The organism is Diaphorobacter sp. MNS-0 (assembly GCF_019602835.1).
GTDB lineage: Bacteria > Pseudomonadota > Gammaproteobacteria > Burkholderiales > Burkholderiaceae_C > Diaphorobacter > Diaphorobacter nitroreducens.
The window spans coordinates 3,720,552-3,733,772 of the sequence record NZ_CP080761.1; the positions used below are offsets into that span (position 1 = coordinate 3,720,552).

At 65.4% G+C, this 13,221-nt stretch carries 17 protein-coding genes; 5 read left to right on the forward strand and 12 right to left on the reverse strand.

Going from position 1 to position 13,221, the window contains the following annotated elements; translation table 11 throughout:
* Positions 1-50: 50 nt before the first annotated feature.
* Positions 51-812, reverse strand: a complete 762-nt coding sequence (locus K2L43_RS17635; protein ID WP_220638127.1) for a tRNA-uridine aminocarboxypropyltransferase — start codon at positions 810-812, stop codon at positions 51-53.
* Positions 813-1,031: 219 nt separating this feature from the next.
* Here K2L43_RS17635 and K2L43_RS17640 point away from each other — a divergent pair, with 219 nt between their 5' ends.
* The 5 genes from K2L43_RS17640 (at position 1,032) to K2L43_RS17660 (ending at position 6,902) form a co-directional block, all read left to right on the forward strand.
* On the forward strand, positions 1,032-1,901 hold the full coding sequence (locus K2L43_RS17640; RefSeq protein ID WP_220638128.1) for an IclR family transcriptional regulator: 870 nt from the start codon (positions 1,032-1,034) through the stop codon (positions 1,899-1,901).
* Complete coding sequence (locus K2L43_RS17645) at positions 1,898-3,049, forward strand: thiolase family protein (RefSeq protein ID WP_220638129.1); 1,152 nt, start codon at positions 1,898-1,900, stop codon at positions 3,047-3,049. The genes K2L43_RS17640 and K2L43_RS17645 overlap by 4 nt, the downstream gene beginning before the upstream one ends.
* Before the next feature lie 5 nt (positions 3,050-3,054).
* On the forward strand, positions 3,055-3,432 hold the full coding sequence (locus tag K2L43_RS17650; protein WP_220638130.1) for a Zn-ribbon domain-containing OB-fold protein: 378 nt from the start codon (positions 3,055-3,057) through the stop codon (positions 3,430-3,432).
* A gap of 181 nt (positions 3,433-3,613) precedes the next feature.
* Positions 3,614-4,600 carry a tripartite tricarboxylate transporter substrate binding protein gene (locus tag K2L43_RS17655; protein WP_220638131.1) on the forward strand — a complete coding sequence of 329 codons (987 nt, stop codon included), beginning with the start codon at positions 3,614-3,616 and terminating at the stop codon, positions 4,598-4,600.
* A gap of 214 nt (positions 4,601-4,814) precedes the next feature.
* Positions 4,815-6,902, forward strand: coding sequence for an acetate--CoA ligase family protein (locus K2L43_RS17660; protein ID WP_220638132.1), 2,088 nt, complete (start codon positions 4,815-4,817; stop codon positions 6,900-6,902).
* 218 nt (positions 6,903-7,120) lie between these two features.
* Here K2L43_RS17660 and K2L43_RS17665 read toward each other — a convergent pair whose 3' ends face one another.
* From K2L43_RS17665 to K2L43_RS17715, 11 genes are all read right to left on the reverse strand, one after another.
* Entirely contained in the window at positions 7,121-7,819 is a 699-nt protein-coding gene (locus tag K2L43_RS17665; RefSeq protein ID WP_220638133.1) for a glutathione S-transferase N-terminal domain-containing protein, read from the reverse strand.
* A gap of 14 nt (positions 7,820-7,833) precedes the next feature.
* Positions 7,834-8,595 carry a 3-oxoacyl-ACP reductase gene (locus tag K2L43_RS17670; protein WP_220638134.1) on the reverse strand — a complete coding sequence of 254 codons (762 nt, stop codon included), beginning with the start codon at positions 8,593-8,595 and terminating at the stop codon, positions 7,834-7,836.
* A gap of 18 nt (positions 8,596-8,613) precedes the next feature.
* The gene (locus K2L43_RS17675) at positions 8,614-9,006 is read right to left on the reverse strand and encodes a VOC family protein (RefSeq protein ID WP_220638135.1); all 393 of its coding nucleotides are present in this window, start codon (positions 9,004-9,006) and stop codon (positions 8,614-8,616) included.
* Positions 9,007-9,254: 248 nt separating this feature from the next.
* Positions 9,255-9,989, reverse strand: a complete 735-nt coding sequence (locus K2L43_RS17680; RefSeq protein WP_220638136.1) for a TIR domain-containing protein — start codon at positions 9,987-9,989, stop codon at positions 9,255-9,257.
* Between the two features lie 36 nt (positions 9,990-10,025).
* Complete coding sequence (locus tag K2L43_RS17685; protein ID WP_220638137.1) at positions 10,026-10,271, reverse strand: DUF1010 domain-containing protein; 246 nt, start codon at positions 10,269-10,271, stop codon at positions 10,026-10,028.
* A 66-nt stretch (positions 10,272-10,337) separates the two neighbouring features.
* Positions 10,338-10,916: a hypothetical protein gene (locus K2L43_RS17690; protein WP_220638138.1), complete on the reverse strand. Its 579-nt coding sequence runs from the start codon at positions 10,914-10,916 to the stop codon at positions 10,338-10,340.
* Between the two features lie 102 nt (positions 10,917-11,018).
* Positions 11,019-11,231: a hypothetical protein gene (locus tag K2L43_RS17695; RefSeq protein WP_220638139.1), complete on the reverse strand. Its 213-nt coding sequence runs from the start codon at positions 11,229-11,231 to the stop codon at positions 11,019-11,021.
* Positions 11,232-11,240: 9 nt separating this feature from the next.
* A complete protein-coding gene (locus K2L43_RS17700) occupies positions 11,241-11,441 on the reverse strand; it encodes a KTSC domain-containing protein (RefSeq protein ID WP_220638140.1) in 201 nt (66 codons plus the stop codon).
* A 21-nt stretch (positions 11,442-11,462) separates the two neighbouring features.
* Entirely contained in the window at positions 11,463-11,708 is a 246-nt protein-coding gene (locus tag K2L43_RS17705; RefSeq protein ID WP_220638141.1) for a DUF1010 domain-containing protein, read from the reverse strand.
* A 68-nt stretch (positions 11,709-11,776) separates the two neighbouring features.
* Positions 11,777-12,196 carry a hypothetical protein gene (locus K2L43_RS17710; protein WP_220638142.1) on the reverse strand — a complete coding sequence of 140 codons (420 nt, stop codon included), beginning with the start codon at positions 12,194-12,196 and terminating at the stop codon, positions 11,777-11,779.
* A gap of 72 nt (positions 12,197-12,268) precedes the next feature.
* Entirely contained in the window at positions 12,269-12,811 is a 543-nt protein-coding gene (locus tag K2L43_RS17715; protein ID WP_220638143.1) for a HEPN domain-containing protein, read from the reverse strand.
* Between the last annotated feature and the right edge of the window lie 410 nt (positions 12,812-13,221).

Here is a 13,221-nt window from a genome sequence, read left to right on the forward strand (position 1 = left end):
AAGACTTGGCATTGTGCGCAGCGCCGCGGCCCGCGGTGCAACCAACTGCGTCAACCGGTGTGCTGCGGGCCGGCCAGCGCGCGCAGTTGCTGGTGCGCAGCGCTGTCCAGGTCCACGGGGCGCTGGTGCTTGGCCAGCAGGTAGCGCTCGCTGAACACGTCCAGCCAGGCCAGCAGCAACGCGGCCGCGTGGGTGTCGCCCGCCTGCGCCAGGCACAGCGCCGCCACCTCGGCGGTGCAGAAATGGTCGCTGCGCTTGGAGCGGCGCAGGCGGTAGCGCGAGGCCTCGTCGCTGTGCAGGCTCAGCACCGGGAAGCGGTCCAGATAGGGGCTTTTGCGGAACATCTTGCGCGCCTCGGTCCAGGTGGCGTCCAGCAGCACGAACAGCGGGCGCGGGCCCTGCGGCGCAGCGGCGGGCGCAGCCGCGTCGGCCTGTGGCGCCACGGCCTGCACCACGCGCGCGGCCTGCGCGAACTCACCCGGGAACACCACGTAGGGCTGCCACTGCGGGTCGGCCAGCAGCGCCAGCAGGGCGGGATCGACCTCGGTGCGCGCCCAGCCAAACGCGTGGGTGTCGGGCACCAGGTCGGCGATCAGCCAGCCCGTGTTGCTGGGCTTGAGCGGCTCGGTGTCCGCCATCAGCAGGCACATACCCGCGCGCACCGCGGGCTGCGGGCGCAGCGCGCACTGGCAGTGGCTCAGGGGCAGGCGGCAGCCCTCGCAACGCTCGCGGCGCGAGCCGCCGCGCGCCAGGAACGGCTTGGCGCTGCGGGCCAGGCGCGCGGCGCGCAGCAGGGAAACGGCATGGGGCATGGAAGGGCGGCGTGCGCCGCAACGGGCGCGCACAAGGGTCGGCAAGCCGGCGATTGTGGGGCATGCGCGCGGCGCGGCCGCCGCTTTCATCAGGGTAAGCCCTCGCATCGCGGCGCAACTGTTTTAGCCATTGAAATTTGAAACACGGTCTTTGACCAACTACCGCACCCACGCCTAAATTTCATGACAGATCACGTTTCATCCAAAGAAACACACGCCATGCCCCCCACCCCCTCCAGCGCACGCCCCAAGGCCGTGGTGAACCACCTGCCCGGTGGCAGCACGTCCACCGTGGAGCGCGCCATGCGCGTGCTGCGGGTGATGTCCGAGGGCGGCAACGCGCGCCTGACCGACATTGCCGCTGCGGCCGAACTGGACAAGGCCACCACACTGCGTCTGCTGGAGGTGATGGTGCGCGACGGCTTCGTCGCGCGCGATGCGCAGAGCAAGCAGTTCTCGCTCGGGCCCGAACTCATGGTGCTGGGCGCGGCCGCGCTGCGGCGCTTTGACCCGCGGCCGCTGGCGCGGCCCAGCCTGCTGCGGCTGGTGGGCCAGTTCGAGGACAGCGTGGTGCTGTCCATCCCCAGCGGCGTGGAGTCGCTGTGCATCGACGTGGAGGAAGGCACCTACCCCATCCGCGCCAACTACCTGCGCGTGGGCAGCCGCCGCCCGCTGGGCGCCGGGGCCGGCAGCCTGGCACTGCTGGCCTGGATGCCCGAGGCCGAGCGCGAGGCGGCGCTGGAAATCCTCGCCAGCCAGATGAGCCGCTACCCGCGCATCACGCCCGCGCTGCTGCGCGAGCGCATCGCCGACGCGCGCGAACGCGGCCACGTGGTGCTGCTGGACGTGGTCGTTGAGCGCATGGGCGGCATCGCCGTGCCCGTACTCGACCCCGAGGGACGCCCCGTGGCGGCCCTGAGCATTGCCGCGCTGAACGACCGCATCCTCGCGCGGGAAGCCGCCATGGCCCAGGCGCTGATGCGCGAATCCACCGTATGCCAGGTGCGCTGGTCCGAGGCCGTGCGCACCAGCCGCCGCCAGGCCGGCGCAGCCTCCCCCTCAAGAACCCTCCCGGAGACCCCGCGATGACCCCACCCTCCCCCGCCTACCTGCGCGGCGCGGGCAGCACACCCTTTGGCCGCCACGAAGGGCGCGGCGCGCTCGACCTGATGGCAGGCGCCGCGCACCAGGCGCTGGCCAGCGCCGGCCTGGCACGCGCCGACATCGACGGCGTGCTGTGCGGCTACGCCACCACGCTGCAGCACCTGATGCTGTCTACGCTGTTCTGCGAGCGCTTCGCACTGGCGCCGCACTACGCGCACAGCATGCAGCTGGGCGGGGCCACGGGCGCGGCCATGCTGATGGCCGCGCGCGAGCTGGTGCGCTCGGGCCGCTGCCGCAACGTGCTGGTGGTGGCGGGGGAGAACCGCCTCACGGGCCAGTCGCGCGACAGCTCCATCCAGACCCTGGCCCAGGTGGGCGACGCCGACTACGAGGTGCCCAACGGCGCCAGCGTGCCCGCGTACTACGCGCTGATGGCCTCGGAATACATGCACCGCACGGGCGTCACCAGCGCCGACCTGGCCGAGTTCGCCGTGCTCATGCGCGCCAACGCCGCGCGCCACCCCGAGGCGCACCTGCGCACGCCCATCACCCATGCCGAGGTGCTGGCCGCCAAGCCCATCGCCGCGCCGCTGTCGCTGCTGGACTGCTGCCCCATTTCCGACGGCGCCATGGCGTTCGTCGTCTCGGCCGAGCCCGGCCCGCACGCCCCGGTGCGCCTGGCGGGCGCGGGTCAGGCACACCGCCACCAGCACCTCACCGCCATGGCCGACGTGATGCGGTGCGGCGCATCCGATGCCGCCGCCCAGGCCTTTGCCGAGGCCGGCCTGACCCCTGCGGACATCGACTACCTGGGCATCTACGACTCTTTCACGATCACGCTGGTGATGCTGCTCGAAGAGATCGGCTTCGCGCCGCGCGCCGGCGCCGCCGCACGGGCCCGCGCGGGCGACTTCGCGCCCACGGGCGCGCTGCCGCTGAACACGCACGGCGGCCTGCTGTCGTTCGGCCACTGCGGCGTGGCCGGCGGCATGGCCCACACCGTGGAGGCCTGGCGGCAGATGACGGGCCAGGCGGGCGAGCGGCAGATCCGTGCGCCGCAACGCGCCTTCATCCATGCCGACGGAGGCGTGATGTCGTCCCACGTGAGCCTCATTCTTTCAACGGAGGGCTGACCGCCATGACCTCGCTGGCAACCCCTTTCAACGACGGCCTGCGCGCGGGCGTGGTGCGCTTTCAAAGCTGCGCCGCCTGCGGCCATGCCCAGACCCTGGCGCGCTACGCGTGCCAACGCTGCGGCCACGACGGGCTGGACTGGCGCGACGCCGCCGGCACCGCCACCGTGCGCGCCACCACGGTGGTGGCGCGCGCGCCCTCGGAGGACTTCCGCGCGCTGGCGCCCTACACGCTGGCGATCGTGCAGCTCGACGAGGGCCCGCGCCTCATGGGCCACGCGGCCGCGGGCGTGCAGATCGGCGAGCGCGTGCGCGCCGAATTCTTCGAGCACCTGGGCCAGCCGCTGCTGCGCTTCGTGCCAGATGAAGCAACACCCCCCTGAGACGCTTCGCGTCCTCCCCCCGCTCTCGCATTGCTGCGCAACGCGGGCAGGGGGACGCAGCCCTCGCTGCGGGGCGGCGCGGCCGGCCCAGGCCCTTGCTCGGCTGCCCTGGTTTCGGTTGCGCCAGTTGCATCGGCCGCGCTTTTCATCCATCGACTGAAAGATCACAAGGAGACAAACCATGCCATTCACCTCTTTACACCGCCGCCGCTTCACGGGCCTGGCCTGCGCCGCGCTGTGCGCCGCCGCCACGCCCTTTGCCTGGGCCAGCGACTACCCGAACAAGCCCGTGAAGCTGGTCGTGCCCTACCCGCCCGGCGGCCCCACCGACATCGTGGCGCGCGTGGTGGCGCAAAAGCTCCAGGAGCAGATGGGCCAGCCCTTCGTGATCGACAACCGCCCCGGCGCGGGTGCCAACATCGGCGCCGAAGCCGTGGCCCGCAGCCCCGCGGACGGCTACACGCTGGTGGTGGCCACCACGGCGCATGCCATCAACCCCTCGCTGTTCAGCAAGCTCAACTACTCCATCACCAAGGACTTCGCGCCCGTTTCGCAGCTCACCAGCGGGCCGCTGGTCATCGTGACCCACCCCGCCACGCCCGCCAACAACGTGAAGGAGCTGATCGCGCTGGCCAAGGCCAAGCAGGGCGGGCTCAACTACGCGTCATCCGGCAACGGGCAGTCCACGCACCTGTCGGCCGAGCTGTTCAGCGCGTCGGCCGGCGTGAAGATGGCGCATGTGCCGTACAAGGGCAGCGCGCCCGCACTCACCGACGTGATGGGCGGCCAGGCGGACCTGATGTTCGACACCATGCTCTCGTCCATGCCGCACGTGAAGGCCGGCAAGTTGAAAGCGCTGGCCGTCACCAGCAGCCAGCGCTCGCCCAGCGCGCCGGACATCCCCACGGTGGCCGAGTCCGGCCTGCCCGGCTACGAGGCCATCGCCTGGAACGGCGTGCTGGCGCCCGCGGGCACACCCAAGGAAGTGGTGGACCGCCTGAACGCCGAGCTGAAGAAGGCGCTGGACAACCCCGAGGTGAAGCAGCGCTTCGAGGCCCAGGGCTTTGCCGCCGCCTGGAGCACGCCCACCGCCTACGCCGGCTTCCTGCAGGCCGAGGTGGACAAGTGGGGCAAGGTGGTCAAGGCCTCCGGCGCAAAGATTGACTGAGGCCCGCTGAATGGCCGCGCCGCGCGCTACACGCTCGCCCCGCTGGGCGCTGCGGGGGCGGCGCGGCCGGCTTCAGGCCCCGGCCGGGTTGCCGCCGAGCTGGCGTGTGCTGGCTGCCTGCCCCTGTCCCTGACCCTGTCCCTGTCCCTGCCATTGCATTCCACGGCCCTGCCAGCGGCGGGGCGACTGAACGCCCAACGTCTCGCAACCCATCATGTCTGACCTTCTTACCTCTGCACTCAACCCCCGCTCGGTCGCCATCGTTGGCGCCTCCGAGAACATCCACAAGATCGGCGGCCGGCCCATCCACTACATGCAGCGCCACGGCTACCGGGGCACGATCTATCCCATCAACCCGGCGCGCGAGGAAGTGCAGGGCCACAAGAGCTACGCCGGCCTGGCCGCGCTGCCCGAGGTGCCCGACCTGGCGCTTATCGCCGTGGGCGGCGACAAGACCATCGCCGCGGTGGAGGAATGTGCCGCGCGCGGCGTGAAGTCCGCCGTGGTGATCGCCTCGGGCTTTGGTGAGACGGGCCCCGCCGGGCGCGAGCTGCAGGACCACATGGTGGCCACCGCGCGCGCCGCCGGCATGCGCCTGTACGGCCCCAACACGCAGGGCCTGGCCAACTTCGGCACGGGCGCCATCGCGGGCTTTTCCACCATGTTCATCGAAGTGCCGCCCATGGATGGCCCCGTGGGCATCGTGAGCCAGAGCGGCGGCATGAGCGCCATGGCCTACGGCCTGCTGCGCGGGCGCGGCCTGGGCGTGCGCCATGTGCACGCCACGGGCAACGAGGCCGACGTGACCGCGTCCGAGATGGCCTGGGCCGTGGCGCACGACCCCGACGTGCGACTGCTGCTGCTGTACCTGGAGAACATCGCCCACCCCGAGATGCTGGCCGCCACCGCCGCCTACGCGCGCGAGCGCGACCTGCCCATCGTCGCGGTGAAGGCCGGGCGGTCAGCCAGCGGGCAGAAGGCCGCGTCGTCCCACACGGGCGCGCTGGCCAACGAGGACCGTACGGTGGACGCCTTCTTCAAACACCACGGCATCTGGCGCGTGCGCGACCCGCATGAGCAGGCACGCGCCGCGCACGCCTACCTGAAGGGCTGGCGCCCCGAGGGCCGCCGCCTGGTGGTGATCAGCAACTCCGGCGCCAGCTGCGTGATGGGCGCCGACGCCGCCGAAGACATGGGCCTGTCCCTGGCGGAGCTGAGCCCCGCCACGCAGGCCGACGTGGCCGCCAAGCTGCCGGGCTTTGCCACCGCCAGCAACCCCATCGACGTCACCGCCGCGCTGCTGTCCAACAGCGGCCTGTTCGGCGACGTGCTGCCCGCCGTGGCGCAGGATCCGGCGGCGGACCTGTTCTTCCTGAACATTCCCGTGGCCGGCGCGGGCTACGACGTGGACCGGTTCGCCCGCGACGCCGCGGCCTTCGAGGCCGCGACGGGCAAGCCCGTGGCCGTGGCCGCGTGGCAGGAGAGCGTGGCGGCGCCCTTTCGCGCGCACGGCATCGCCACCTTCCCCAACGAGGGCGAGGCCATCGCCGTGCTGGCCCAAGTGGCCGGCCACACGGAACGGATGCGCCAGCCGCGCGCCACGTGGCCCGCATTGCCCCATGTGCAGGTGCCTGCCGGCACACAGGGCTTTCTGAACGAGGTGGACAGCCTGGGCCTGCTGGCGCGCCACGGCGTGCCCACGGTGCCCATGCACCTGTGCCGTACCGCCGACCAGGCGCGCACAGCGTTTGACGCCATCGGCGCGCCCGCGGTCGTGAAGGCCTGCTCGGCCGAGGTGCCGCACAAGTCCGAGCACGGGCTGGTGGCCCTCAACGTGCAGACGCGCGAGCAGGCGGCCGAGCTGTTCGAGCGCTTCTGGGCCAAGATGGACGCCATGGGCGTGCAGCGCGACGGGGTGATCGTGGCGGCCACGCGCAAGGGCCAGCACGAGTTCATGGTGGGCGCGCGCATGGACCCGATCTTTGGCCCCGTGGTGGTGGTGGGCGACGGCGGCAAGTACGTCGAGGCGCTCAAGGACTGCGCCGTGCTGCTGCCCCCGTTCTCCGAGGCCGACGTGCAGGCCGCGCTGCGCACGCTGCGCATCGCCCCGCTGCTGGATGGCGTGCGCGGCGAGCCGCCGCTGGACGTGGCCGCCCTGTCGCGCGTCGCCGTGGCGGTGGGCCGGGTGATCGCGGGTGCCGGCGGCGCCATTGCATCGCTGGACTTGAACCCGGTGATGGTGGGCGCCGCAGGCCAGGGTGCCGTGGTGGTGGATGCGCTGGTGGAAGTATCAAAAGCATAGCTGCTTGCGCTTGCTACATAAGCGCTAGAGCCGCTTTTGACCATGAACCGGCGCGCTGGCCGGGGCGCGGCGCACGCCCACCCTGGTGCGTGCGCTTGTGCCGCGCCGGGCCGGATGCGTGAGGGCTCGCCGCGCCACGCGTGTGCCCTAAGCGGCGTGAGCCTCGGGCGGTTTAGCCCCGCGCCGGGATGCCCCGCGCCGGGATGCCCCGCGCCGGGTCAGCCCCGTGCCGGAATCTCCAGCCCCCGCTGCACGGCGGGGCGTGCCACGAAGGCCGCCAGCACGCGCTGCACCTGCGGGAAGGCGTCAAAGCCCACCAGATCGCCCGCGCCGTAGAAGCCCACCAGGTTGCGCACCCAGGGGAACACGGCGATGTCGGCGATGGTGTAGTCGCTGCCCATGATCCAGTCGCGGCCCGTCAGGCGCTGCTCCAGCACGCCCAGCAGGCGCTTGGACTCGGCCACGTAGCGGCCCAGCGGGCGCTTGTCCTCGTAGTCCTTGCCCGCGAACTTGTGGAAGAACCCGAGCTGCCCAAACATCGGCCCCACCCCGCCCATCTGCCACATCAGCCACTGCAGCGTCTCGTAGCGCGCGGCGGCGTCCTGCGGCAGAAAGCGCCCGGTCTTCTCGGCCAGGTAGACCAGGATGGCGCCGGACTCGAACAGCGCCAGCGGCTGGCCGCCGGGGCCATGCGGGTCGAGGATGGCGGGGATCTTGTTGTTGGGGTTGAGCGCGAGGAACTCGGGCGAGAGCTGGTCGTTGGTCTCGAAGCTCACCAGGTGCGGCTCGTACGGCAGCCCCGTCTCTTCCAGCAGGATCGACACCTTCACGCCGTTGGGCGTGGGCAGCGAATACAGCTGCAGCCGGTCGGGGTGCGCGGCGGGCCATTTGGCCGTGATGGGGTGGGTCCATGCCATGGGCAACTCCTTTTTCAATCCTTGACGAGGCCGCAGTCCACCACCAGGTTCTGCCCCGTCACGGCGCGGCCCCACGGCGAGAGGAAGAACAGCACCGCGTCGGCAAACTCGGCCGGCGTGGTCACGCGGCGCAGAGGGGTCATGCTGGCGATCAGGTCGAACACCGCCTCGGGCGTGGCGCTGCTGGCGTCGGTGGTGCGCAGCAGCCCGCCCGACACCATGTTCACCGTGATCCCATCCGGCCCCAGGTCGTGCGCCGCCGTGCGCGTGAGCGACAGCAGCGCCGCCTTGGCCGCCGTGTAGTCGTGGTACGGCACCACCGGGTTCTGGAACAGGTTGGTGCCCACGTTCACGACGCGCCCGAAGCCCTGCGCGCGCATGGCGGGCAGCGCGGCCTGCATGGTGTTGAGCGCGCCCTTGACCGCGCCCTCGATCTGCTGGCTGAAGCGCTCCCAGGTGATCTCGCCCAGCTTGGGGCGCGCATCGCCGTCGAACGAGAACTGCGCCAGCGCGTTGTTCACCACGGCGCTGATGGGGGCGCCCGTGCGCTCGCGCGCGGTGGCAAACAGGCGCTGCACGGCGGCGGCGTCGGTCACGTCCGCCTGCAGCGCGATGGCGCGCGGGCCCAGCTCATCGGCCAGCGCCTTGGCGGCCGCCGCGCTGCGGTGGTAGTTGATGACCACCCCCGCGCCCTCGCGCGCCAGCGCGCGCGTGATGGCCTGGCCCAGCCCCCGGGCACCGCCCGTGACCAGCACCCATTGTTCAGACAGTTGCATGCGTGAACGCTCCGGGGATCAGGCGGCCTTGGGCGGGCGGTGCAGCACGCACAGCTTGTTGCCGGCCGGGTCGCGCAGATAGGCCAGGTACAGCCGCCCGCCCGGCGCATGCTCGCGCCAGCCCGGCGGGTCTTCACACGTCACGCCGCCGCTGGACACGCCTGCCGCGTGCGCCGCATCCACCTGCTCGGGCGACTCGGCCGCAAAGCCCGTCGTGGCGCCGTTACCAAAGCAGGCCGGCTCGCCGTTGATGGGCGCGGAGATGGCAAAGGTGTTGCCCGCGTGGCGCCAGAAGGTGCGGCCCTTGGGGTCGGTAAAGCCAGGCTTGCAACCCAGGGCGCCCAGGAAGGCGTCGTAGAACTGCTTGGATTGGTCGGGGTTGCTGGCTCCCAGCATGACGTGGCTGAACATGGGGGGTGGGTCTCCTTGGTGAAATGCTTGGTGGGCACCTGGAGGACAGGCGCGCGGCACATGCGCCGCGGGCACAGATAGTAGCGGGCGAAGCGCTGGGCCGCAGGAAAGCGACAAGGAGGTATCAACGACCAGTCCCTGCTTGTGCAGCCGATGATCGTGGGACGAGTCGTATGCCTAACCCTAACGACTGAGTTCAGCGGCTGTCGAAGGCAGTCCGCTGCAATGACGGGTTAGCCACCACCGTGTTATGCGGCTGCCTTCGCAATAGCAGAACCTTCAACCTTGAAACCGGCGTGATTAAGGCGTTCGGCCAAGCGCGGAACGGTTTCTTTAACGTGATCGTTAAAGCCGATGTAGAGAATGCCGTCGGCATCAGAGGGCACTTCAAGGTGCCCCTTTTTCAAGATTGCCACGTTTGGGCGACCAAGGGCTGAGATGAGCATGCCCATTTCAAGTACTACGTTTTGCCGCGCACGCGGCTCTACCTTTGATTCGCCATCTCGCTTTGAGTAACCCATGTCGTCGGGAGTCATTAAGACAATGCCGAACTTCGCTGCGTCTGTAGTTCCACCGATATGGCTTTCAAGAGCTTCAATGATGGTCATTCCGCCGCCACCTGTGTTTGCCAATACATAGGGGTCTAGGCCAAGCTTGTGGAGTACAAGTTCGAGTTGCTCTCGCGCGACAGTATCGTGCCCATGCACCAGAAATACTTTGCTCTTGGGTTTTGCTGCGGCCACCGGAGCTGGCGCCGCTTGAGGCTCCGACATGGCTTCGGACCCAAGCATTTGCATCAGCTTCGCCTTGGGTGCCGCAGTACCTTGAAAGGTGACGCGGCCTGTTGCTGTGAACCAATTGAGAATGCCGCCGTCTTTGCTTTTGAATTGTTTGCCATTTGCAATGTCCGACCACTGGCCAATACAACCCGCAGCCGCGACAGTGCCTTGCAGTTCCTCGAACGTTCCCTTGAACTCCTGCATGCTGACTCCCGAATTGAGGTGATCTTGATTGTGGCGCTATCGGCCAAGGTAAGCCGCCCGCCGTAGGCGGGTCGGCTTGAACGCCGGGTTAGACCCGAAGGCCAAAAGGGAGCGCCCAGACTTGGACGAGGGCGCTACCCACGAAAAAGCGCTGGGCCACAAAAGCGGCGCAGCGCTACAATAATGATAGCTGGTGGCGCTTGCTGCGCAGGCGCTGGAGGCCAAAAAGGCTTGAAAACCCCTTGGCCAAGGCAGAGCGCTGGAATAGGTGGCTGCGCGCATGAAGCGGGTGATGGGACTAACGCTTGAGTTCAGCGGGCGCCGAAGGCGATCCGCTGGAATGACGAGTTAGACCTTGATGTGTTCATGGATATCATTGATGAACAGACCCAAGATTTTTCCTTTGGTGAGCCCCTTGTTTTGATGACCAAGGTCTCGGCGAATAGCCAATAAGAGGTTTTCGATTTCGAAGATGACGGCAACACCAGAGTCACCGCTATTAATGCTGCGATTTCTAAATTTGAACCAGGCATCGATTACGTCATCCGATCCCCAAACAACGAGATTCTCCGTAAATTCAGCCATCTTCTGGACCATTTCCTGTTCGGTCACCGGGTCAACTCCTAGCTTCTGCGCAAACGCAATACGAAAGATGAACCTGACCATCTCTTCGTAGAACGGGACCTTCTTTTCGCGATGCTCTTTATCGACGTTCGCACGAAACTCAAGTCGTTTGGCGACCAAGACAGAAATTACGGAAACCATCACGGTGGCTGCCGCTGCTATCACCCCTGCGCCAACGGTCGGATTGACCTGAGAGAACGCACTCCAGAGAAGTTGGAGCAGCTTGAACGCAGCCCACAAGGTGAGGCCCGTAATCACAAGGCTAAGGGTGACTTGCGTGACGCGTCTTGCGGCAATTGGCATAGCGGTGCTTGAAGATCTAACGTTTGACATGAGAGGCGCTGGCCGGCTTGCCGGACAGCGTCCTCTCGATGGAAGGGTTAGGCGCTTCGGCGAACCAGGACTTCATTCGGCATCGTCCTTTCTTGCAAGCCTGGCAAACGGTGTCGCCATGGCAGCGAGCTCGAAGAAATGCATATCCATGGGAGCGGGTTTGCCTGAGCCTTGCCAATCCGCTATGGCCTCCAAGAGATCCATGACTACGCCATTTTCTTTAGCGGCCTCCACAAGCCGATTAATGGTTCGCGCATCGTCATCGGAAAGCAATGGATTCGTCATTCGTGCCTCCTAGCACTGATAACGGTCTTTGATGTAGTCGTTGTAGTAGGAGCCCTTCGACGCGGCCCGCAGCAGACCTTCAAAAATGTGCCGAGGAACTCCACAGAAGTCATACGTATGGCCTTGCTGAAAGGTGATCTTCATCAGACCAAGCTTCTCGTCGTACCCGACAGCGGATATGGCTGTTGAACTCACCGCGATCATCTCCATGAGACTCTCCTCTAAAAGCGGCTAACGCCTAAGGTAAGCCGCCCGCCGCAGGCGGGTCGGCTTGAACGCCAGGTTAGACCCGAAGGCCAAAAGGGAGCGCCCAACCTTGAAGACGGGCGCAGCCCACGAAAAAGCGCTGGGCCACGAAAGCGGCGCAGCGCTGCAAGAATGATAGCTGGTGGCGCTTGCTGCAAAAGCGCTGGAGGCCAAAAAGGCAGATAAGCCTTTTGAACAGGGCCGAGCGCTGGAACAAGTGACTGCGCGCATAGAGCGGGTGATGGGACTAACGAATAAGGTAAGCCGACCGCCGGAGGCGGGTCGGCTTGAGTGATGGGTTAGGCCTCTTTGACTTTTGCTTCATGAACTTTTCTTATGTGTTTTTTGAGGTTTTTCGCGTTGACTGGTGCATTGCATATTTCGCAATTAATTAAATCTTCGGTGTTTATTGGCTTGAATTGATATTTATTTTCTAAATTCTCAAGTATCTTTTCCAATGCTTGAATGATGTAGAGTCTATTTGCGCCGAAGGCGTAATGGCCGGTTCTCATTCTTTGAATAGACATGGATGGATCGGAGCGCCAACATTTATCTTTTTTGAGATCTTTTTCTAAGAATATTATTGGATATCTGAACTCTCTACCCTCTCCAAGCCATTCACCTCCAGCACCCCAGTTTTGTATGTTCCCGTTGTAGCATCGGTTGCCGATGATGGACTCCATCTCGGAGAGAATTTTCTTCTTTAACTTCTCATCCATGCGAATAAACCTCTTGAAACCTAACGAAAAAGCTAAGCCGACCGCCGCAGGCGGGTCGGCTTGAGCGCCGGGTTAGAGGTTTTTGTCCACATAGGCATCAGTTGCCTTAACTAGGTCTTTTATAAAACGAATAACCTTTTCTAGGTCATCACGTTTTACTAGATGCGCAACAGGTGATCCATTATTTATCGGCTTGGAGCGGTGTACTGCATCTCCACGCTTTCCTATCCAACTATTCAAAGTTGTCCTGGCTTTTTCTGGCTCATAGTTGGCCCATGTCCAGCCTTCGGTTACATCAAAACCTAAATATTCTTGAAATATGCGCTTTGTTTTATCTGAAGTCGGGTTGTGAAATTGCTTCAAATCTGAGTGCAATTTTTTTAGGACAAAATCACCGATGTAACTACCGGAGACCACGCCAAGTTTCTTATTCATTTCTTCCAAAAGACGATCTTCCACGTATGTCTCCCAAGCTGTTAAGGCCATAACAAGTCCAGCACGTTTAAGTACTTCAGCATTTGGAGGCGGTGGTTTGGTGTTAATGGCATCAAAATGAGCGAGAAGTTCTTCAGCATCTTTGATGCCGTATTCAAAACCCTGGTAGGCACGGGACATAATATTTCTAACTAGGATTAGACACTCGTACGAACGCAGTCAAAGGCGTGCCAAACATATGCGGGGCGCATACAGCAACGCATATTTCTGAGCGTTGTAGAAATTTAGACCGCCTAAAATTTAGCCGATGCACACGCACTGCGTTCCACCCTTTTATTCCGTGATGCTGAAACGTTGAATTAAGCGCGAGGCACTACCACGAATTCCGTGAAGGTCTGCTCGGGGCCTATGGGCATGCCCTACCAGTCGGCAGTCGTCTTCTCCAATTTTCGCTAGCCGCTCGGCCAGCCTGCGTTCACCCGACTGCATGCGCCCGGCGCATGAGCCAAGTGCGGGTATCAACGTCGCCATTCCTCCCCGCCCGTCCCATTTGTTTCGGATTGAAACCTTATAGTCGGCGAAGCTGATTC

Bases quoted from the DNA above. Each gene is read 5' to 3' on its own strand.
- K2L43_RS17680 (WP_220638136.1), bottom strand. From the start codon at position 9,989: ATGCAGGAGTTCAAGGGAACGTTCGAGGAACTGCAAGGCACTGTCGCG.
- K2L43_RS17665 (WP_220638133.1), bottom strand. From the start codon at position 7,819: ATGGCATGGACCCACCCCATCACGGCCAAATGGCCCGCCGCGCACCCC.
- K2L43_RS17695 (WP_220638139.1), bottom strand. From the start codon at position 11,231: ATGACGAATCCATTGCTTTCCGATGACGATGCGCGAACCATTAATCGG.
- K2L43_RS17685 (WP_220638137.1), bottom strand. From the start codon at position 10,271: ATGCGCGCAGCCACCTATTCCAGCGCTCTGCCTTGGCCAAGGGGTTTT.
- K2L43_RS17675 (WP_220638135.1), bottom strand. From the start codon at position 9,006: ATGTTCAGCCACGTCATGCTGGGAGCCAGCAACCCCGACCAATCCAAG.
- K2L43_RS17700 (WP_220638140.1), bottom strand. From the start codon at position 11,441: ATGGAGATGATCGCGGTGAGTTCAACAGCCATATCCGCTGTCGGGTAC.
- K2L43_RS17645 (WP_220638129.1), top strand. From the start codon at position 1,898: ATGACCCCACCCTCCCCCGCCTACCTGCGCGGCGCGGGCAGCACACCC.
- K2L43_RS17715 (WP_220638143.1), bottom strand. From the start codon at position 12,811: ATGTCCCGTGCCTACCAGGGTTTTGAATACGGCATCAAAGATGCTGAA.
- K2L43_RS17650 (WP_220638130.1), top strand. From the start codon at position 3,055: ATGACCTCGCTGGCAACCCCTTTCAACGACGGCCTGCGCGCGGGCGTG.
- K2L43_RS17705 (WP_220638141.1), bottom strand. From the start codon at position 11,708: ATGCGCGCAGTCACTTGTTCCAGCGCTCGGCCCTGTTCAAAAGGCTTA.
- K2L43_RS17635 (WP_220638127.1), bottom strand. From the start codon at position 812: ATGCCCCATGCCGTTTCCCTGCTGCGCGCCGCGCGCCTGGCCCGCAGC.
- K2L43_RS17710 (WP_220638142.1), bottom strand. From the start codon at position 12,196: ATGGATGAGAAGTTAAAGAAGAAAATTCTCTCCGAGATGGAGTCCATC.
- K2L43_RS17670 (WP_220638134.1), bottom strand. From the start codon at position 8,595: ATGCAACTGTCTGAACAATGGGTGCTGGTCACGGGCGGTGCCCGGGGG.
- K2L43_RS17690 (WP_220638138.1), bottom strand. From the start codon at position 10,916: ATGCCAATTGCCGCAAGACGCGTCACGCAAGTCACCCTTAGCCTTGTG.
- K2L43_RS17655 (WP_220638131.1), top strand. From the start codon at position 3,614: ATGCCATTCACCTCTTTACACCGCCGCCGCTTCACGGGCCTGGCCTGC.
- K2L43_RS17640 (WP_220638128.1), top strand. From the start codon at position 1,032: ATGCCCCCCACCCCCTCCAGCGCACGCCCCAAGGCCGTGGTGAACCAC.
- K2L43_RS17660 (WP_220638132.1), top strand. From the start codon at position 4,815: ATGTCTGACCTTCTTACCTCTGCACTCAACCCCCGCTCGGTCGCCATC.